Origin of the sequence: Parashewanella spongiae, from assembly GCF_004358345.1 — a bacterium.
Lineage (GTDB): Bacteria > Pseudomonadota > Gammaproteobacteria > Enterobacterales > Shewanellaceae > Parashewanella > Parashewanella spongiae.
This window is the reverse complement of the sequence record NZ_CP037952.1, coordinates 1,435,495-1,456,463: the sequence shown is the minus strand read 5'-3', so window position 1 is coordinate 1,456,463 and position 20,969 is coordinate 1,435,495. Positions and strand designations below refer to the sequence as shown.

The 20,969-nt window shown below is 38.3% G+C and carries 12 protein-coding genes and 2 pseudogenes; 5 read left to right on the top strand and 9 right to left on the bottom strand.

All coding sequences use genetic code 11. The features are described 5' to 3' along the window. Positions 1-637: 637 nt before the first annotated feature. From E2I05_RS05555 to E2I05_RS05535, 6 genes and pseudogenes are all read right to left on the bottom strand, one after another. Positions 638-5,620 carry a hypothetical protein gene (locus E2I05_RS05555; protein ID WP_121854682.1) on the bottom strand — a complete coding sequence of 1,661 codons (4,983 nt, stop codon included), beginning with the start codon at positions 5,618-5,620 and terminating at the stop codon, positions 638-640. Between the two features lie 426 nt (positions 5,621-6,046). After that, positions 6,047-6,232 carry a hypothetical protein gene (locus tag E2I05_RS05550; protein ID WP_133309406.1) on the bottom strand — a complete coding sequence of 62 codons (186 nt, stop codon included), beginning with the start codon at positions 6,230-6,232 and terminating at the stop codon, positions 6,047-6,049. Beyond that, a pseudogene (locus E2I05_RS05545) lies at positions 6,190-7,041 on the bottom strand (IS4 family transposase); the annotation flags it as partial. The pseudogene E2I05_RS05545 and the gene E2I05_RS05550, both read right to left, overlap by 43 nt. 480 nt (positions 7,042-7,521) lie before the next feature. Continuing rightward, positions 7,522-7,968, bottom strand: a complete 447-nt coding sequence (locus E2I05_RS22260) for an IS66 family transposase (RefSeq protein ID WP_207805356.1) — start codon at positions 7,966-7,968, stop codon at positions 7,522-7,524. A gap of 69 nt (positions 7,969-8,037) precedes the next feature. Beyond that, entirely contained in the window at positions 8,038-9,084 is a 1,047-nt protein-coding gene (locus tag E2I05_RS05540) for a septum formation initiator family protein (RefSeq protein ID WP_218939897.1), read from the bottom strand. 186 nt (positions 9,085-9,270) lie between these two features. After that, entirely contained in the window at positions 9,271-9,795 is a 525-nt protein-coding gene (locus E2I05_RS05535; protein WP_121855190.1) for an Mpo1 family 2-hydroxy fatty acid dioxygenase, read from the bottom strand. A gap of 947 nt (positions 9,796-10,742) precedes the next feature. On the opposite strand from E2I05_RS05535, the gene E2I05_RS05530 reads away from it, so the two are divergent. From E2I05_RS05530 to E2I05_RS05510, 5 genes and pseudogenes are all read left to right on the top strand, one after another. Continuing rightward, positions 10,743-12,581: a DUF885 domain-containing protein gene (locus E2I05_RS05530; protein ID WP_121855192.1), complete on the top strand. Its 1,839-nt coding sequence runs from the start codon at positions 10,743-10,745 to the stop codon at positions 12,579-12,581. A 266-nt stretch (positions 12,582-12,847) separates the two neighbouring features. Continuing rightward, complete coding sequence (locus E2I05_RS05525; RefSeq protein WP_133309495.1) at positions 12,848-14,050, top strand: ISKra4 family transposase; 1,203 nt, start codon at positions 12,848-12,850, stop codon at positions 14,048-14,050. Between the two features lie 125 nt (positions 14,051-14,175). After that, a complete protein-coding gene (locus tag E2I05_RS05520) occupies positions 14,176-15,645 on the top strand; it encodes an ISKra4 family transposase (RefSeq protein WP_133309494.1) in 1,470 nt (489 codons plus the stop codon). Positions 15,646-15,681: 36 nt separating this feature from the next. Beyond that, positions 15,682-15,966: pseudogene (locus E2I05_RS05515) on the top strand (ISKra4 family transposase); the annotation flags it as partial. A gap of 736 nt (positions 15,967-16,702) precedes the next feature. Beyond that, positions 16,703-17,095 (top strand): Cif family virulence factor, encoded by a 393-nt coding sequence (locus E2I05_RS05510; protein WP_121853536.1) that lies wholly within the window; start codon positions 16,703-16,705, stop codon positions 17,093-17,095. Between the two features lie 441 nt (positions 17,096-17,536). Here the strand turns inward: E2I05_RS05510 and E2I05_RS05505 are convergent, their stop codons facing one another. The 3 genes from E2I05_RS05505 to trmB form a co-directional block, all read right to left on the bottom strand. Next, complete coding sequence (locus E2I05_RS05505; RefSeq protein WP_121853537.1) at positions 17,537-18,478, bottom strand: LysR family transcriptional regulator; 942 nt, start codon at positions 18,476-18,478, stop codon at positions 17,537-17,539. A gap of 661 nt (positions 18,479-19,139) precedes the next feature. Beyond that, the gene (locus E2I05_RS05500; protein ID WP_121853538.1) at positions 19,140-19,946 is read right to left on the bottom strand and encodes a YggN family protein; all 807 of its coding nucleotides are present in this window, start codon (positions 19,944-19,946) and stop codon (positions 19,140-19,142) included. Positions 19,947-20,162: 216 nt separating this feature from the next. Further along, the gene (gene trmB, locus E2I05_RS05495; RefSeq protein ID WP_121853539.1) at positions 20,163-20,879 is read right to left on the bottom strand and encodes a tRNA (guanosine(46)-N7)-methyltransferase TrmB; all 717 of its coding nucleotides are present in this window, start codon (positions 20,877-20,879) and stop codon (positions 20,163-20,165) included. Between the last annotated feature and the right edge of the window lie 90 nt (positions 20,880-20,969).

Below are 20,969 nucleotides of genomic sequence, written 5' to 3'. Positions count from 1 at the left end.
TCAGTTGAACGCTGAGTATATGAGTAACTGTTTGAGTCAATAAGATGACTTTATCATCATGGCTTTCACCCAATGAGTGAAGTGCTCTACGCTCACAAGCTTGCTAAAATAACTGCTATTTGCGTTGTAACTTTTGCAAGTAGAATAACTACTTGCTGCAAGCTACGCCTTACTATCAGCCATTTTTTCTACGCTTGAGAACGCAGTCAACTGATGTTTCTAGGTTAAAAGCCCCACACCCAAAGCCGTTGTTGCTTTAGCCAACAAAATGGCTCGTATGGCTTGGGCAATGCTTAACCACAACGAAGATTACAAGCTTAAAATAGCTTAACAGTAAGAAAGAGAATGAGTAGCAAAGCTACTAAATAAAGTTAATGTTCAACGGGTTGCTCCAGAATTTGCAACACATTAATTGATGAAAAACGGTTCAGCACCGCTCTATTGAAACCTGATAATACCTAAGACCGTGATAGGTCGTGATAATTGATAAGGTAATAGGGGCGGATAACCATCAGGGCTACAAGGTTAATCTCTTGATAAATAAGCCGAATATATGACAGCAATGAACCCTGTTTTTTTTAATAATTAATGCCTTGCAAATGGGGAGAGTCCATATATGGTATTATTAAACATTTCTTTAGGGCATCCCCTTCACTGATACCTCTATAATGTTTTTATACTCAGCTTGCTCCAAAACGTTAGCGAGCATCTCCCACATACTTTGATCAAATTCGGCTGTAACGGCCATTGAATCGGGGCAAAGTGGCAAAATCATATCGGCGAAAATAGGTAAAGCACGAATTAATTCTACTGACTCATGAAGTGTTAAAAATTCAATTATTTCTATAACAGTTTCTATCCCTCTCAAATTGTCCTCAAGAACTGAATCATCCCCAGTAGAAATTATTTTAGGATCTAATAATGTACCCACCACGTTTGCGATTTCACTTAGGTCATTTTTATTAGGGAAAATCACACTCACTAATATCTCTGCACTGACTCGTTGAGACAAATCCAATATTTGAGGTGCCGACATATCTGCATAATATTGATTCATCAGAGCCTTAGCTATTCCAATTGCACATTCTTGAGCCATTTGTGTTAATACATCATTGGCTACTCTAGAATCCATTCTTTTCAAAATATGGCAAGCATCTTCAGGTGTGGTTTTCTCCATCAAGCTAGCCATCAAAGTTTTAGATTGCATTGTCGATTCAGAAGGTTCACTCTTATTTTTACTTAGCGTACGAACAAAACTGACTCGTTGGGGTGACCCCTTTTCAAGAGTTTCTCTTACAGTATCAGAAATACTCACTCTCCTTTGTTTAAGCATTAATTTACTTGGACTCTCTTTCCTTTCAATTTGTTTACCTTCTATTAGGAATTCATCACCCACAAGCTCTATGCACTCATTAACTGCCATAAGAGGCGCTTCGGGTTCTATGTAACTAATCAATTCTCCCCCCGAAGGAGTATCCAACATTTGAACTAATTCATCCCTTCCAAATTTGAAGATCATTTCAGTGGCGGTTTCAGGAGTGAGTAGCAAGAGTGCTTCAGCTCTTCTTTTTGGGTTCATTGCGCTTAGCCACATTTCAGTCTTTGTAGAACTTAACGTTTTAAACACATCACTCAATCGATACTCTGCATCCCTTCGCGTATCATTCCTATCATTCATGAGGCAAAGAGTACCGTTATCTTCGTAGGACTTTAACACGCAAAATAACAAAGATTCCCTTAATAGTTTTTGGTTAGGCAGTGCATTAATCCAATCAGAAGTATCAAGCTCAGTATTTTTAATACACCAACACAGCAACTCTGCAGGTGCTTTCAGTAAAAGTATTGACAAAGGATGAAATGATATTTGTTTCTGCTTGGTGGGACTGCTTTTAGCCAAGGTTGGATCAATCGATAAGGTAACATCTTCAGCATCTTTAGGCGATAATTTGTCAATGACATCCTGTGCAACACCATCAGTTTTAAATACTTCAATTGTTTTAGATGCGTCCATCTTTCTTGCGAGTTCTAGGCACAGTTTGTAAGAGCCATGTTGAAATATTAAAGTTCGGACAGCAACGCTACTTTGCTCAACGGCACCAACGACTATTTTTTTCCAACGTTGTTTTTTCAAACCTGTTTTAAATTCTGCCAAAAACGTCGAATAAGTGAGAAGGTGTTTAGATTTCAATGTTAATTGTTCTGCCACAGCCGAAATAACTGTTTCTTCTGGCAATACCTCACTCCAAAACGACACTGCATTAACATAGCCATTCTCAAGTAAATATTTCAATACCTTTGTTGCCTGCTCTCCTATATGCTCACTAAGTTCACCATCGCTCAGTAAACAACTAATGACTGCGACATTCTTCTTTTCAACATAAGCCTTATGAACTTCTATCAACACCGATGACGATTGCTGTGGTGGAATAGACTTAAGTAGATTTACACCGACTCGAGTTTCAATTTCTTTTTGATCTAAAATCACCTTTATTATGCGTTCGGTACCAATAATTTTCATGCATTTATGCATTTGTATTTCATTTTGAGGTGTTAATTTAATGATTGCGGCTGCAAAACGTTTACTGTTTATTTTCAAAAGTAAAGTTGCCAATAATTGAGGGTTTGGAAGTGTTACGCACTGATTCTTTATCACCTCAACGAGCTTCTCGGCTTCGATTACTGGAATTAATTTTATTAGTGCTAAGTAATGAGAAATTTCTCCTTGAATATTGTTAATGTCGAAATTTAAAAACAACGCTTGAAAGTAGTCTGAGCCGAGTAAGTCAATGATTCCAGATGACTGCTCTTGCGAAAGAGTAACGACTATCGAAGGTAAGCTTTGTCCACAACTACGGGCAATCTCCATTCTTTTTGCTAAAGGATCAATTTGGAGTAAACATCGACCTGCGACACTTGGGTCCATCATGCACAATAACTGAGAAACATTATCGCTACTTATTTTTTTGTAACCATAAATACACGATAAATCTTCAATAGAAATGCTCGGTATCAAGTAAGAATTTATTACTATACGTCCTTTAGAAAATTTTGCTAACTCAATAAGTAACTCTTCATGGTTAATTTTTTTGTCTTTCAATATACATCTAATCCATTGCTCTGACTTCTCCTTAGGGCAACAATGAACTAATAGAGCTGCTGCAGTTTTCACATTATGTTGTAGCCATTTTACTTTATTATCTGGAAAGTTATGGATTGCTAATTGAATCATTTGTTCAGACTCTTTTTCTTCTAACTTAAGCAATACATTTATCGCATGATCATCATTCAGTTTAAGCAAAAAGCTAAACTTGTTGTTTAATGAAAAAATTTCATCCTGCAATTCAAAAAATTTAACAACTTGGTTCAAATGATCGTTACAATCAACGCCTTCTTCAAACGACTCTTGTACACTGTTTAATAACAGACTAATAATAAGAGACCTTTGCTCTAGTTCAGCTATATTAAATATCTTAGCTAAATACTGTGCACCAAATTTTGCTAGCAGTTTAATATTTTCAACTTCTTGTGTTTGTGCAAAGAAAGAACATACTTCACTTTCTTTTGCAGTTGTGTAAGCCAAAATAATATTAATTATTTTGCCTCCATTCACACTTGGAAAAGCTTTAATCAAGGTTAAAAACTCTTTAATGTTTACTTTTTTTCCAATTTCAATCAAAATCTTACCTGAAAACTGACTACTATCCAGCAAAACTCGCTTATGGCTTTTATCCATGCGTAATAAGGCTACTAATGATAAAGCAGGGTCTTGCTTAACAAGCTCAATAAATAAATTAACAAAATCTGCATTACCCTTATCGAGTTGAAAAGAGTTTAGTAACGAGATCAAAGTTGATTCTGATTCAATTGCACAACAAGCTTGAGCAACCGTTTGCACTGAGCCGCCCGTGTTAAGATACATGTAAAATATGTAGAGCAATGTTGCTTCTTTTAAATTTTTGGATTTACATAATTCAATTAAATTTTCACTCGAATTCCCACAAAATATAAGTTCACTCACTCTTTCTTGCGGTATTGAAAATGTCAATTGAGCCTTTTCTTCACTTGATAGGCTTGCAGTAAGCGCGATAAGTGCATTTTCATTAACTTGAGAGGCTAAATTAACGAATGATGTACAATTTGAGGTAAACAATATTTTTCCAAAACCTTCAGTTCTTTCTGGATTTTCGTTAATATAAGGTTCTAACTGCCCCATGAAATCTTTATCAGATTCGTGTGCAGCTACTAAAGTTGCTAATTGCCTATCATTCAACAACCTGATGATTAGGCTTCCTGATATTTTTACAAGGTTAATGAGCTTTTCAATGTCATTTTCGATCAATTGCATGATTAAATCGTCACAAAGCGCTTTATTAGTGTTATGTAAATCTGTAATCAAGACATGCAGTTCTCTGGTAGTTAACAAGTTGGTATCAAGTTCAAACTGCACTCCATCCATGTAACGCAGCACCCGCGCAGCTCTAGAAGGCTTAACTGATAGTGAACAAAAATCATCTGATAACTCTTTACTTTCAATTAGGCCAGCATCAGAAGCTGTGTCATTCGTACTTCCAACAGCCTCTGTCCCTGATTCTTTAACTGAATTACTTTGTTCTAGACTTTCTTCAATAAAAGAATACTCAAATTGGCCCGAACACATCTTCATAAAAAGGCTTGAAGCTTTTGCTTGAGGTAGTTCTTTGAGAAACTGCGCGCAGCAAGCAACATCCACTTCATTTAACAGCACTAATGCAGATTCATCAGTCCAGTCATTAAGAAATCCAATAACTTGCGAAACGTCGGTGTTTTCTGCAATCAACTTATATACATCAAGTTCAACTATATTGACCTCTACTGTTGATGCGTTAACAACAGACAAATCTAATTTTGGGAGATCTTTTTCTTCTATTCCTATAGGCAATGCCAAGGAAATCATGTCTTCATCATTGCAAGTTTGATCCCCATTAACTTTAAATACTGGGGAGCTAATGCTAAATAAAGTTCGCTTTTCATCATTGGTTAAACTACATATTAATTCTAATTTGCTCTGTTTATTTAATGAATTAATAGCAGTAATGATAAATGTCTTTTTGACATCAGTTCGCGCTATAAAAGCTTTCCTGAACTCACCTTCAGCAGCTTTTAACATCACTCCAACTACTCTAGGGTTTTGAGATAATTTATTGGCCATCCAATCAGATAATTGCTCCATTGGAAAATTGGGAAGGTTGTGACCAGATGCTGTGTACACCATCAGTTCACCAAGCTTATTTGAACTTAGTGCTAACAATACTCGGTCTATATTTTCACGACTGAAATCTTTAATGGAGTTATGCAAAACACTAATCGGTAGAGTCTCATTCATTATTGCTGAGTCAACAAATTCCTGAATAGTCTTATGCTTGTGACTGTTTCCTCCCACAAAAATATATTTACTTGGATCGTGAAAATCTCTTATACGACATCCAAAAAGCTTGTTAGTTTCTTTACAAACAGCCAAGCAATAATCATGACTGATTTTCATTTTGCCTTGTAAGGTCTTTTTTATTGGGGTTTCACTACTAATATCCATGAGTTCAAGGCCCACACCTCCTGCTTTGTTTAAATTAACTGGAAATTGCATAGATCCCCTTGAAGCTACTGTTACAAAACTAATTTTAAATATTTAAATATTTAGAGCTAAGTAACACGGTTGTGAACATACAAAAAGCATAATTCGGAGGTTAAGTGTCTTACAAGGATAACTAAATAAAGATTAATTAAAATCAAACGCTTTGCTGCTTCAGCAAACTGAGCTTAGTGTTTTGGTTGGGAGCGTTCATATACGCAAAAAAAATTACTGATACTCGATGCTACAGTTTTTCTTAATTGACAATCATGCAGCACAATCCATATTCTGAAATATTTTTGCATGGCATTTTAATGAAGAAGTTTCTTCCTGATGACCTAAATCTCTACCTGCCATATGCCTGCTAGAGTTCCGTTCGGGCAACGAGTCATGGAGTGCCGTAATTAAGCTCTCTAAAGCTCAATGGCACTAATTTAAGAATTACTTCTGATATACCTTAAGCCTACGTGCTTGTTTTCTTGAATGTTGTAACCTTGGTGTCGGTTTCGGTCGCCTTTTCTTTGCTCTCGGTTCTTTTCTCCCCGGGCGATTGCCAACGATATGCTCGCCGATAATATCTGCTATCACATCCAATAATGTGTCAATGATCCCTTCGGTGGCTTGCAAAAGTAATATCTGAAAATCTTGTAATGCGTCATGTGCGGCTTTAAAACTTGCCTCTCTAGGCGATATTCCTTTTTTTCTGCCGCTCGGCACATAAGCGCCCTTATCATGTTGTAAACTAACAAATGAACATCAATTTCCTTACGCACCATATCTGGACTACCACACCTTAAAATATCCATTTTCATCATGGTCTTGATTGACCTAAAATCCAACTCGATATGCCATCGTGAAACGTATAAATCAATAATATCTTGCTTCGGATAGACTTCTTTATCCGTGAGCGTGGTAACAATGATACGTTTCTTTGTTCCTACCATTCTGACGATAAGCTCTTCTGGCACTTGAGCGTAATCCTCTGGGGTCATCCATTCTGGACAGGATGGACGAATTAGCTTAAATAAACCATCTCGCTTACCCAGCTTTTCTTCACAGGTTCTGAAATCGACATTTCTGGCTCCGTTTTTTTCGAAAACAGCATCAACGCCTAACCCCATTAGTCCTGCAAGAACAAAGTAGTTTTCGAAATTAGCATCTCCCAGCACAATGTCGCCTTGTTTCAAGTCTGACTGCATACTTCTTAATAGTGCCTGCTCGCCAGTACCTTTCCCTTTACAAGGTGAAACAGCCGAGTCAATGACTGCACCGCTACCCAAAGAAATTAACACTAAAATCCGCAGCTGAGGAAAGCCTAGCCCTTCTTTTTGTGATTTAGGTTGAGGGAATTGGGCTTGGTTCTCGTGCGTATCAGGCATAGATAGTGTTGAACCGTCAGTTAATAGCACTCTACGGCCATGCCACAAGTGTTTTTCTTGAGTCGCCTCATCTAAGTTTCTGCCTGACTTTCTTCAATAGCGATTTAATGGATTCTGGAGATGTGGTCGGGCAATAAAGTTTCATCCTCAATCGGCCTGTAGCCTTTATTAGTACGTTGAAACTCTAGCTATCAAAAGTCTAAAGTTTCATACTGAATTGCTCTTAAAGGTATTTTTACAAAGGAAATGAAGTAATAAAGTATCATAGTCGGATAGGCGGCACCTGTAACCAGATGCAGCCTCCTAAGAACCCAGCGTTCAACTTTCACTGCACTGGGCTCAAGTCTCCACGAAGGCGTGTTATGTTACCCAGCAACTCACAACGCTGACAGTATTGGCGCAAACCAAGAGTTTCTACTTCCCTTGCTGAGTTTCCGTTCATTTAAATAAACTTCATACTCAGGATCATAAGGTGTAGCTTCGCTTTTAATTTTCCTGTGCCTTTTTATGGGTAAATAGGCTATTTCTTGTAACTACTCAATAAGTTGTGGTAGTTCGAGTCCCTTTCATCTCCAAGTCTCCCAGTAAAGGGATGGTGTTTTTAAGAGAAAGCCTGTCATTTAAAAACGCCCAAAATGACAAGTTTTGTTTTTGGCAGGTTTTGCGCAAACTCGAAAAGGTGTCTCGACATTGGCGTCCTAAATCACTCCTTGTTCCACCACTTACTTTTCGCCTTTTGACCTGTTCTCGCAAATCGTTTTCACTGCCGTTGGTATGTACCGGAATTTCAGGCCGTTCCAGCACTCGAAGTAGAGACGATTTATGTTTGTGCAGTCGTTTTAGTTGTTGATTCAAGGTTTGATAGCTGGTCTTTTGCGTAAAAATATCATCAAATTTTTTAGAGAGTTGATCTGCTTTTTTGGCACAAGGCTGAACTTTATAATATTTAAGCTCACGGTAAAAATCCCAAATCTCATTTCTCACTTTTTTGATATCGCTCCGATGCTCAGGGCAAAGTGGAATTAGGTTGTGAATGAGCCTTTCTGCATGAACCTAGCACAACGCATGAATGAGTACTTTAAATTGTCCTGCACCATCACTGACAACAACCAAGGATTCGATAGGTTGCACTTCAAGAGCCTGAGCAAATAACGCCCCTTCGGTCGCCCATCGCATATGACGGTCAGAGGAAAAGCCTAGCTGTTGTAAATGCTCTTGCCATAGTGCTTCGTTATTAAAAAATTGACATAGATGATTGGCAAGACTTTTCCGCTGTGCAATGGGTAATTTTTTTTGTTTCATGTAATTCAGCGCAGCCGTATTAATGCGATATCCGAGTTGGTCTGCGCACAGCAAGGACAAGAAATTTACTCGACTTTTACTTCTTGAACTTTGAAACCAAGCAAAAAGCTCATTACCTATATGAGTGACAAAGCCATTTTTGCCTTGATGGCGTCCACCTGTATCGTCAGTCGTGATGTAACCGGTACTGCCTAGCCCTTTGTTCAGTAAATCATCCTTTTCTTGATGAAAGTCATCATATTTTTCTGATAACAAACGGTTAAGTTGGCCTGCTGAAATATCAACGCCCCATTCTCTGAGTTGCTCAAGCAGTAGTGACTGAGTCACTTGGCAATAATGGTGTTGATACAGCACATAAGTTCTTAATGTTGTACCAAAGTGCGAGCCTTTGAGCTCTGCAGGGAGTTGACCTGACACTATGGAGCCATCCGCAAGACGATAGCGAGCCATCTTGTAACAAGTGTTGATGTTGTTAATTTCGATGTTTTGAACAACAAATGTTTTATAGCCGATGAATTGAGCGTTTGATGGAATATGAGCTTCAGGCTCTATGACTTTTTCATTATGAATTTGTAGGTTAGCCGTTTTACTGCGCTTTCCTTTTCGCTTGCTAGACTTCCCTTTGTTAGAGCCGTTTTCATCGTTATCAGGGTCAGTATTAAGCTCTTTGATTTCATCTTCTAAAATTTGAACACGCTCAGAAAGCTCTACAATAGTTTGTTGTAGAGTTTCGACAGTAGGACGACATTCAGGGCAAACTGAATCAGATAAATCAGGAATTTTTAGCTTCAGAATCAAGTGAAATAATTAAACTTGATGAGAGTATGAAGCCTTAAAATAAGCAGTCAAATTGATCGCACGATCGTTACAAAGTCTTACAAATTGTCGGCTTACCACAACTTATTGAGTAATTACTAAATTGTGCGTTCAACCGATTAATTTAGGATAAAGCACTGCCGAGATATTAGTGACTTCATTTTACAATCAGCGTTTGCTTGCTTCTAATTGTTTTCGGAACTCAATAGCTTGACGAGTCACATTTTCATTCATTTGCTTTAATCTTCCGAAAACAAAACAAATTTCAGCCATCAAAAACAAGGGGCCAATCAATAACTGGTTTATATCATCAATAAAGGCAGGTTTTGCTTTTTCATGTTTATGACCAATAAGCTGGAATATCCACCCAATCACAAAAGCAATGAGAGCCACCCAAAGCCCATTTTCTGTATGTGCGACAAAATCGGCCAAATAAATAACTGGAATGATGAAAATTAACATAGCTACAGCTAGGCCAAAGTGTAATTTAAAATAATAAATCGAGACTACAACAGCAAAAATAACTCCAAGACTTATGTTTGCTCCTGACTCGCCAATACTAAAACTAAGTGAGCCAAGTCCTACGAATATGGCCCAAATTATAAGAGGAATTCCTACAAAGTGCGTCTTAATATTACTGCTATTTAAATGCACACTTTTATATCGAGCTAACTGTTCTGTAATTGATTTCATGGATATTCAAAATCCTTATTATTGTACTTATTCAACCAACATACCCTACACATCCTTGACTTTAAAGTATTTATTCAATAATCCTAGAAACATTAGTTGACTGCGTTTGCAAGCGTAGAAAAAATGGCTGATAGTAAGGCGTAGCTTGCCGCAAGTAGTTATTCTACTTGCAAAAGTTACAACGCAGAAAGCAGTCATTTTAGCAAGCTTGTGAGCGTAGAGTACCTCCCTCATTGGGTGAAAGCCATGATGATAAGGTCATCTTATTGCTCAAACAATTACTCATACCAATTACAGTAATTAAATGCTCAACTCAGAGCTATGTATGCGCACAAAGCACAAACGAAATTGGTGAAAACATAGTTATTACCGACATACAAAGCTGTCGTTATTACATTGCTACGTTGAGATAATTTTGTGAAGTATTCTTTATAAACCAAAGTGTGCGCATACAAGCTCCCGAAGGGCAAGGCTAAAGGTTTCCATTACTGCGTTGCACGTTCTTGATTTATCCCGACAAAAGCACTAAGTGCGTTGAACGCCAGTTTTGTATGGCGGCCGTAGGGAATATAGTACTTCGAACATGCGCCTTGTACTGAAAACCTTTATCTCTTGCTCAGTGAGAGATTAATTACTGTAATTGGTATTACTCGTATACTCAGCGTTCAACTGATGTTTTTAGGATAATATTACGACAATCTTTCCACCTTTTATCACTACCTTAGGCTCTAAAACCGTAAAACATCACTTAGTGATGTTTGAATTTAAAATCACCAAGTTTGCCAACTTTTATTTCCGATGAAATACTTTCTTGCTCTGTATGAGAAAATTATTGTCAATAAATATAGATTTCGATTTAGAAACATTTGCTAACACTTAACAAAATACTTTTACATGAAGCTTCATTAGGATCACAATTATTCATGGTTCAATTAAGTGCAAATCTAATGACTCTAAAAACTACAGTAAGTACACTTGCCTTATCCTTATCTCTTATTCTTGGTGGCTGCGGCAGCGTTGAAAACACTCACTCAGTCACACCGCAAGCCTCTGCAGAAACAAAAAAGCAAACTGAAAGTGAAAAAGCCAACGCTTTATTTGAATCAATGTTTAATGAAGGCGTAATGGCAAGTCCGATGACCCAAACTTATTTGGGCATAAAAAAAGATTATGGTAAGTGGGATGAAATCAGCGAAGCGGCTAATGAAAAAGAGCTCGCCCGCACGAAGCAAAATTTAACAAGATTAATGACAATTGATTTTGCTAAATTGGACGAACAAGCTCAGCTTAGCTATTCGCTTTTAAAGCAAAATTTGCAAAATGAAATTGCTGATTATCAGTGGCGCTTTCACACCTATCCAGTAAACCAAATGTATGGTGTGCATTCCACTACTCCATCATTTCTCATTAATCAACATCAAATAACTGATGTTAAAGACGCTGAAGCTTACATTAGCCGCTTAAACGGTATTAACCTTCGTTTTAAGCAGTTAGAAGTTGCCCTTGAAGAAAGAGCAAAACGAAAAATCATTGCTCCTAAATTTGTATTCAATTATGTGATTTCAGACAGCAAAAACATTATCAATGGCGCACCATTTACCGATGGCAAAGACAGCGTGCTATGGGCTGATTTTAAGAAAAAAGTTTCAGCACTCGAACTTGAGCCTCAGCAGCAAACTCAGCTTGAGTATGATGCGAAAAAAGCATTAATGACAAGTGTTCTTCCTGCATACCAAGGCTTTATTGAGTACGCACAGCAGCTCCAAAGCAAAGCTGATACTAATGATGGTGCTTGGAAGTTTCCAAATGGCAAAGCGTATTACAACAATGCCTTAGCCCGTACAACAACGACCACTATGAGTGCTGATGACATTCACACTCTCGGTCTAAGTGAAGTAGATCGAATTCATGCCGAAATGCGTCAAATCATGAAAAAAGTTGGCTTTAAAGGTACCTTGCAAGAATTCTTTGTTTTCATGCGTGATGACGAGCAATTTTATTACCCAACTAATGACGAAGGCAAAGCCGCTTACTTAGCCAAAGCAACGTCTTTTATCGACAATATGGAAAGCCGACTTGATGAAGTTTTCAAAATCAAGCCAAAAGCACCGTTAATTGCAAAACAAGTTGAAGCCTTTAGGGAAAAGTCAGCGGGTAAAGCATTCTATCAGCAACCTGCTCCAGATGGTTCTCGCCCTGGTACCTACTACGCCAACCTCTACGACATGAAAGCGATGCCAAAATATCAAATGGAAGCTTTGGCTTACCATGAAGGTATTCCTGGACACCATATGCAAATCGCAATTTCTCAAGAATTAAAAGGTATCCCTAAGTTCCGTCGTTTTGGTGGCTACACGGCCTATATTGAAGGTTGGGGGTTATACAGCGAATACTTCCCCAAAGAAATGGGGTTATATGAGGATCCGTATTTTGATTTTGGCCGCTTAGCAATGGAGCTTTGGAGAGCTTGCCGTTTAGTTGTTGATACAGGTATCCATGCTCAGAAATGGACTCGTGAGCAAAGCATTGAGTATTACACATCCAACACTCCAAACGCTGTTTCCGATGCCGTAAAAATGGTAGAACGCCACATTGTTATGCCATCACAAGCCACTGCGTATAAGATTGGAATGATAAAAATTCTAGAACTCAGAATAAAAGCTAAGATGGAACTTGGAGATAAGTTTGAACTCCGTGATTTCCACACGCTAATTTTGAAAAACGGCCCACTGCCATTAAGCACCCTTGAGCAACAAGTAGATAATTGGATCGCAAAGACCAAATAAGCTTTTAAAGTAATAAGGAAAGTTGCGGAAGAAAGTATACCGATGAATTCTCGTCACTCCAGCGCAGGCTGGAAACGAAGTAACGACAGTTTTGTATGTCGGTAGTTTAGTGCTTGTGCTTTTGGGTGTAGATCTTTTTGATCGACGAAAACCATGAAAAGATCATTAATTATCAATTGGATGGGTTTAATAAATGGTGCGAAAGGAGCAATTTTATAGTACTTATCAGTTTCCACACACAACAAGTATATAAAAAGGCTCCTTTCATGAAACTAGCATACTCAAACTCACTCGAATTTTCATTCTTTTCTGAAGCCAAATTGCAATTTGAACGTATTATTTCGCACCTCGAAGACGAGCAAGTTAAGCAAGAGAGCCATGGAGAAGTTGAAGCCTATATCGATACCGAAGGAACTGAGTTGTTGCGGTGTTTATTACAGGGTTTCTTAGATATCAAAACTGCTGAAGAGCCCCGTCAGCAAGTTTGTTCCAACCGTGACATTGCATTGAATCATTTGAAAAATAACTGCAAACGAAACTTAGAAAGTTTATTTGGTACCGTAACGATGCATCGAAAAGGTTACAGTCAACGTCGGTGTGATAGCGTGTTTCCAATGGATGGTGAGCTGAATCTTTCGAAAGATAAATACTCTGATGGTGTACGCCTAAGACTCGCTACAGAAGCAGTCAAAGGCTCATATGATGATGCAGTAAGCTCAATAGATACCACCACAGGTGCGCACGTGCCCAAGCGACAAGCAAGGCAAATTGTGCAGGATATTGCACAAGATTTTGATGGTTTTTATCTCCAGCAGAGATACCTTAAGCCAGAAAATACATCTGATTTACTGGTATTGACTATGGATGGAAAAGGCATCGTTATGCAACCTAATAGCTTGAGAGAGGGCACGCAAAAAGCAGCGAAACAACAGAAGCTCAAAGGACGCCTAAGTGCTGGAGAAAAAAAAGACCGCAAACGAATGGCAGAAGTTGCAGCGGTATACACCACCAAGCCTTTGCATCGTACCCCAGAATCAATCATGTCTAGAAACGATAATTCAAATGTTCGTCCATTACGTGTGCCACCAAGAAATAAACGTGTGTGGGCAAGCGTAGAAAGAAGCGCTGCGACTGTGATTGAAGAAGCATTTTTAGAAGCTCTGGAACGAGACCCAACTCAAAGCCGTCAGTGGGTTGTACTCGTTGATGGTCATCCTCATCAGCTAAAACAAATTTATCGGGTGATGAAGAAACTCAACATCAATGCAACGGTGGTCATGGATTTCATCCATGTGCTTGAATATCTCTGGAAAGCGGCGTGGTGCTTATTTGAAAAAGATGATCCAGAAGTCGAAGATTGGATAGAAAAGCGAGCGACTGAAATCTTACGAGGTAATGCGTCACAAGTAGCAAAAGGCCTTGGGATCAGTGCAACAAAACGGAAATTAAAAGGGTGTAGATCTTTTTGATCGACGAAAACCATGAAAAGATCATTAATTATCAATTGGATGGGTTTAATAAATGGTGCGAAAGGAGCAATTTTATAGTACTTATCAGTTTCCACACACAACAAGTATATAAAAAGGCTCCTTTCATGAAACTAGCATACTCAAACTCACTCGAATTTTCATTCTTTTCTGAAGCCAAATTGCAATTTGAACGTATTATTTCGCACCTCGAAGACGAGCAAGTTAAGCAAGAGAGCCATGGAGAAGTTGAAGCTTATATCGATACCGAAGGAACTGAGTTGTTGCGGTGTTTATTACAGGGTTTCTTAGATATCAAAACCGCTGAAGAGCCCCGTCAGCAAGTTTGTTCCAACCGTGACATTGCATTGAATCATTTGAAAAATAACTGCAAACGAAACTTAGAAAGTTTATTTGGTACCGTAACGATGCATCGAAAAGGTTACAGTCAACGTCGGTGTGATAGCGTGTTTCCAATGGATGGTGAGCTGAATCTTTCGAAAGATAAATACTCTGATGGTGTACGCCTAAGACTCGCTACAGAAGCAGTCAAAGGCTCATATGATGATGCAGTAAGCTCAATAGATACCACCACAGGTGCGCACGTGCCCAAGCGACAAGCAAGGCAAATTGTGCAGGATATTGCACAAGATTTTGATGGTTTTTATCTCCAGCAGAGATACCTTAAGCCAGAAAATACATCTGATTTACTGGTATTGACTATGGATGGAAAAGGCATCGTTATGCAACCTAATAGCTTGAGAGAGGGCACGCAAAAAGCAGCGAAACAACAGAAGCTCAAAGGACGCCTAAGTGCTGGAGAAAAAAAAGACCGCAAACGAATGGCAGAAGTTGCAGCGGTATACACCACCAAGCCTTTGCATCGTACCCCAGAATCAATCATGTCTAGAAACGATAATTCAAATGTTCGTCCATTACGTGTGCCACCAAGAAATAAACGTGTGTGGGCAAGCGTAGAAAGAAGCGCTGCGACTGTGATTGAAGAAGCATTTTTAGAAGCTCTGGAACGAGACCCAACTCAAAGCCGTCAGTGGGTTGTACTCGTTGATGGTCATCCTCATCAGCTAAAACAAATTTATCGGGTGATGAAGAAACTCAACATCAATGCAACGGTGGTCATGGATTTCATCCATGTGCTTGAATATCTCTGGAAAGCGGCGTGGTGCTTATTTGAAAAAGATGATCCAGAAGTCGAAGATTGGATAGAAAAGCGAGCGACTGAAATCTTACGAGGTAATGCGTCACAAGTAGCAAAAGGCCTTGGGATCAGTGCAACAAAACGGAAATTAAAACAACGAGAAGGCATTAATAAGTGCATCGGTTATCTATTGAAAAATAAATCAAGATTAGAATACGGTAAAGCGTTAGAGCAAGGTTTCCCAATTGCTAGCGGTGTCATTGAGGGAGCTTGTCGTCATCTGATTAATGATAGGTTGGATATCACTGGAGCGAGATGGAGTCTTGAAGGTGCAGAAGCTATATTAAAACTTAGGTCGTTAAGATCGAGTGGTGATATTGAAAAGTATTGGGAGTATCACAAAAAGCAATCCAAACAGAGGTTATACAGATGTGGATAACTTCGTCGTTTTAAAAGACCCACACCCAAATTAAAACAACGAGAAGGCATTAATAAGTGCATCGGTTATCTATTGAGAAATAAATCAAGATTAGAATACGGTAAAGCGTTAGAGCAAGGTTTCCCAATTGCTAGCGGTGTCATTGAGGGAGCTTGTCGTCATCTGATTAATGATAGGTTGGATATCACTGGAGCGAGATGGAGTCTTGAAGGTGCAGAAGCTATATTAAAACTTAGGTCGTTAAGATCGAGTGGTGATATTGAAAAGTATTGGGAGTATCACAAAAAGCAATCCAAACAGAGGTTATACAGATGTGGATAACTTCGTCGTTTTAAAAGACCCACACCCTGTGCTTTTTTCTATAAAAGTCACTGGATACCAGCCTCGCTACTATGACAAAGATTGGTACTTTCTAAATCGCTAGTTCCCTAATAAATGCCGATAGTTATCACTGTCGGCATTTTTATTTTTGCTATGCACAATTTGTTTAGGGTCTGTTGATCTTTCAGGATTAAATTTTGTGCTATTTGAGCATTTATCTGTTCAAGGCGTGAGCAGTAATGCTTAGCCATCTAAATGAGCTGGTCACAACACCGAACAGTGATGCTCAAAAGCATCGAAGACAGCGTAAATTGGTCATTTCTGCTGCGTTAGGGACGTGGCGGAAGAATGTATACCAATTTTATCGTCACTCCTGCGAACGCAGGAGTCCAGAGTCTTTGGTTAATTTGGGCACAAGTCGCTGGATACCTGCGTTCGCAGGTATGACAAATTAAGCGTTGAAATTTAAATTGGTATTATTTGAACTGCGACATCCCTTATCGTTTTCTTATTTGGAATAACCAAACCTTACAGACTCTGCCTTGCATAAAATAACCATTTTATCGCTGCAAAAACAATCACGAAAGATCAACAGCCCCTAATCTAAAGTCAAATAAATATATATCCGTGTCTGACGAGCCATTAACTTAACGATCTATCCTAATTATTTTGTTTTTCATACTCGATTTATTTCATAATCTACTTTTATCTTAATTAAAGTCAGGGCGGTTGAACGATGTCTTCAAATAAATTATCTCAAGAACAAGCTTTAGAAATTTGCAAACAGGGTATTGCTGCTTGGCAAACAGCGTTTAACAGCCAAGACGCAGCCGGGTGTGCAGAAAAGTATCTAGAATCTACTGTGATGGAAGCAAAACCCTTTGGCACATTTACTGGACGGCAAGAGGTACAAGCTTTTTGGCAGAATATTATGGACCAAGGCTTCAACGATGTTAATTATACTGATGTTGCTTGGTTCCCTGCAGAAAATGACGAAGGCTTTATTTTAACTTCAAAATGGACCATGAATAAGGCATTTGGCGTTGTTCATCGTGAACATTGGATAGTTGATCTCGATGGCAAAGCACGTTTAAAAAGTGATTATTTTGAAGTTCAAGGCGAAAGATAGCGCTAAAATGCTTTATTTACTAGGCTACATAATAAAAATAACCCCGAAACAGAGTTCGGGGCTAACCAAAACGAGGGTGTGGTTTTAAGGCCGGTAACTAGAAAGTTAAGTTACCGACGTTAATCTAAAACTTGCCGAAGCTGACCAGCCTGTCTCAGATAAGAGGGGTCGATTCTTATCTGAAACATGGAAACAAGTCGTTCTAAACTAACTGGTTTCTATTGTATTGATATCAGAACAGACTGCAACATCCATAAATAGAAATTCACTTTTCACAAACTAAAGAATCACAAAAATATCACAAAAATAAATTCAAAACTCATTGATTTGTATACAGAATACAAAAATAGCAGCTAATAGCTGTTATTCAGTATTCCATTCCGAGAACAGTGTTTTTGTAAAAAATACACTATTAGCGGCTTATTTTATGAGTGAAAACAATTAGTTTCTTTCAGAATAAAGCTCAATAAGTTGTTTATCCCAATATGGAGGAGTCCCAATATGCTCTTTAATGAACTCGATAAAAACACTCACTTTAGGTGCGAGGTGTTTACGTCGAGGATAAACAGCTTGAAGTGGTAAATGATTGGTTAACTGCCAATCTCTTAACAAAGGAACTAATGTACCTTTTTCAATCTCATCTTCAAGTAAATAAGACGCTAAATAAACCACACCAAGTCCACTTACAGCAGCAGACTTCAACGCTGGAGCATTATCGACTCGGAAATTACCAGACACACCTATCTCGCAATAATCATCACCTCGTTTAAACTGCCACACACTGTGCTCATGCCACTCACCGTGATATACCAAGCAATTATGATCAACTAATTCCTCTGGACGTGTTAAGTCTCCATGTTTAGCAATATATTCAGGAGAAGCGACTAATACAAACTGGCTTTTCATTAGCGGCCTTGCCACCATACCTAAGGGTAATTGCTCAGACATAGTCAATAATAAATCTAAGCCTTCGTTAACAACATCAACTTTATGATCTAATAAGCTAATTTGTAATTCTAATTCTGGGTGACGAGCCATGAAATCAGGTAACGCAGGTATGATATGCATAGTACCAAATGATTGTGAAATGCCTACCTTTAATACACCGCGGGTAGACTCATTTAAATTATGCACGCTCGCAACAGATTGCTCAACATCTCTGAGCAATTCTTCGCCACGTTCATAAAGTAAACTTCCAGCTTCAGTTAAACTTAAACTGCGGGTAGTTCTTTGGATCAGTTGAATACCAAGCTTATGTTCTAGATCGGCAACTTGTGTACTCACCTTCGACTTGGAAATACCTAATTTACGAGCAGCAGAGCTGAAACTACCAGCGCGGGCGACATGAGTAAAAATCGCAATAGGTTCTAATAGTTCTAACATAAAGGTGGCCTCAACCAATGCAAGTATTATTATTTATTGTTATCAACACATTGATACTATTAAAATATATTGACCAACCTAATAACTAGGTCTTTAATCAAAAAATTAAATGTAAGTATCAAAGTATCATCGTTATAAATATATTTAAAAAATGAATCAGAATTTTTGTTATTTTTTAGCAGTATACCAAAATGAATATACAATATTCCACCATTAGAAACACAGTGTTTACCATAAAGTTCATAACAGCTTGATTTTCTGTACTTCTCCTAATAAGTAAAAGCTCTAAAATCATTGTCTTTTTAATAAAAAAACGACATCTTGTGATGCCGTTAAAGGGAGGTACTACGAGGTGAAGATACTTTTTATACCAATTACAGTAATTAAATGCTCAACTCAGAGCTATGTATGTGCTCAAAGTGCAATCGAAATTGATGAAGGCATAGTTGTTACCGACATACAAAGCTGTCGTTATTACATTGCTACGTCAAGACAATTTTGAGAAGTAATTTGAGCACATACAAGCTCCCGAAGGGCAAGGCTAAAGGGTTCCATTACTGCGTTACAAGCACTTGAATTATCCCGATAGTACTTCGAGCTTGTGCCTTGTACTGAAACCCTTTAGCTCTTGCTGAGTGAGAGATTAATTACTGTAATTGTATTACTTTAAGTTTTTATACTCAGATTCATTAACTGCAACGACAAAATCCGCTAACTCAGGGATTTCATTTCTCACTTGCTCTTCCAAAGTGGCAAGAGATTTAAAATTCTCACACATCAGCTCTGCTTTTTGCTCAAAATTGGCCGATTGTACTTCTACTTGCGATTCAATTTGAGAGCCAATCCCTTCCATTTTCTTTTCAAAAGAAGCTATTTTTTCTTCAAAGCTCCCTCCTTCTGAAGACATCAGTTGTCCCCCTACAGCCATCATTATGCTGCCAATTGAGCTTTGAACTGCGGTTTCAATTTCTTTTTCAAACTCTTCATCAAAAACATTCTCAAGTGTTGATTCTGTGGCTCCTAAGTAATATTCATCTCCATTTTGATAAGCAACTTCGGCCACTCGTGCTTCGATACCTTTCATCATGTCATCCATTTTCGCACCTGCCGTATCTCCTAAAAGAGGAGTTAAGGCAATACTCACTGCACCTGATGCCATTTCAACAGCATCATTGACCAGTTCAATCACTTCAGGTACTTGATCTGACATTTCATCACTGTACTTATTCAACAATTGAGATTGTCTACTATCGAGAGGTATTTTTTTACCCAGTACAAATAGCTTATTATCTTCAATTCGATACTTTTCTTTGCCATTATCACTTACAACCAAGCTGTCAGAGGTCAATGAAATATCATAGTTCAGGGCAACATCACATTCAGAATCCTTATTTTCATGAGCTAATGCTGCAGTTGTAGAAAATAGTGCACTAATAATAAGTGCTGTGGATGTTTTTTTATAAGTCATAGATAAATTCCTTTTTTAATCAAAATTAGTAAATAAGGTGTTAACTGATAGTGATAAAGCAGGAAATAAGCCAACACGTCAACATACTGATTAGCTTGAATTTAAATTAGATTTAATGAATAGATGTGTTCAAACGGATTAAAAAGTTAACTATTTTAAACTAAGAGTTAGTGAAATTTACTAACTCTTAGTTTTGCGTGGAAAAAATAAATGTTTTTAAGCTTCACGTTCAAACATTAAGTCCCATACACCATGCCCTAAGCGTTGACCACGAGCTTCGAATTTTGTTAGGGGTCTATATTCTGGACGAGGAACATAATTATCTGTCTGAGATTGATTTCTATACCCCGGCGCAGCATTCATAATTTCAAGCATGTGTTCAGCGTAGTTTTCCCAATCTGTAGCCATATGAAAAACACCACCTACTTTAAGCTTGCGTCTTAATAACTCTACAAACTCAAGTTGAACGATACGACGCTTGTGATGACGCTTTTTATGCCAAGGATCAGGGAAGAATAATTGCACACGAGCTAAAGAACCATCTGCAATACTGTTTTCTAAAACTTCCACTGCATCATGATGGTAAACACGTAGGTTAGTGATATTGGCTTCAGCGGCACCAGCTAGACAAGTACCAACACCAGGTTTATGTACTTCAATACCTATATAGTTATTATTTGGGGCAGCGGCAGCCATTTCCACAAGTGATGCGCCCATACCAAAGCCAATTTCTAACACAGTATCAGCTTCTCGATTGAAGATAGTATTTAGATCAATACCTTCTGGCGTATATTCCAACCCCATTGATGCCCAATGAGATTCGATCGCCTGCGCCTGTCCTTTAGTCAAACGTCCTTCTCGTAAAACAAAACTTCTTACTTTACGAAGGTATTTGCCTTCTTCATTAAACTCAGCCGTAGTAACTTCGCTCATTGTTGCCTCAAATTAAATTTAGCGATGCAGAAAAGAAGGTGCATTATCCAAACTTGTGCTTTAAGTGCAAGCTTCTTGTTTAGGGAGAAG